Raw genomic sequence first — 1,009 nt, forward strand, 5'->3', positions numbered from 1 at the left:
TGCGATGCTAGCAAGTCAATCCGAATTCACAATCTTGAGGATTGCTGGATTGGACATGCGTAGAGGTTTAATCACCCTAGCTAAGATTTCATTACCTCTAGTTATTTTGACGCTCGTTATGAGCGAGTGGCTAGGACCCTATACCGAGAATCTGTCAGAGAAGATTCGTATGAAAGCTTTGGGTTCATCGTATAGCTCCCAATTTAAGACCGGAGTATGGGTGAAAGATCGCTTACGCGATGAAGATGGTAGTGGCCCAGTGAGGCCTGGAGTCCGCTATGTCAACGTTGGCAAGATTGAGCAAGATAATGAAATTAAAAATATCCGCATGTATGAGTTTGACGATGCGTACCGCTTGCTCTCCATTCGGAGCGCTGTCTCAGGACGCTTTGATCAAACTGGAACATGGATCCTGGATGACGTTACAGAAACTCGCTTCAAAGAAACCAAACAGACCGATCCACTCAACGCAGTCTATTCGGCGCAAACTTTTATCCACCCAATCGTGAGTCTAGAGTCTGAAGTCACACGACAAATTCTGAGCGTGCTTTTAGTGAGGCCAGAAAAAATGTCGATCTTTAGTTTGGGTCGATTTATTTCCCATTTGAGAGATAACAAACAAGATGCGCAGAGGCACTCCATTGCGTTCTGGAAAAAAGTAATCTACCCATTTACGATCTTTGTCATGCTGACATTAGCCCTGCCATTTGCTTACCTTAAGGTGCGCGCAGGCAGTGTCGGTATTAAAGTATTTGGCGGCATCATGCTGGGAATGAGCTTTCAGCTTTTTAACTCGCTCTTCTCGAATGTAGGCCTTTTGGGGTCTTGGCCCGCGCTGCTTACCGCATTAACACCCCCATTGTTGTATTTCATTTTGGCGATTGTGGGTTTACGTTGGGTATCTAGATCTTAATACCAAAAAATCATATAGAATCTTATTGATATATCTCCTTTGATATAAAGAATGGGATCCATATGAATTTGCACCAATTTCGTTTTGTCCGCGAAG

1 protein-coding gene is annotated in these 1,009 nt (G+C 43.9%); it reads left to right on the forward strand.

Annotated features, from left to right (window positions below):
• Positions 1 to 913 (forward strand): LPS export ABC transporter permease LptG (gene lptG, locus B7X71_RS17820; RefSeq protein WP_293601721.1); only part of this gene is annotated, 913 nt, incomplete at its 5' end.
• Between the last annotated feature and the right edge of the window lie 96 nt (positions 914 to 1,009).

It is taken from the genome of Polynucleobacter sp. 39-46-10 (genome assembly GCF_002282275.1).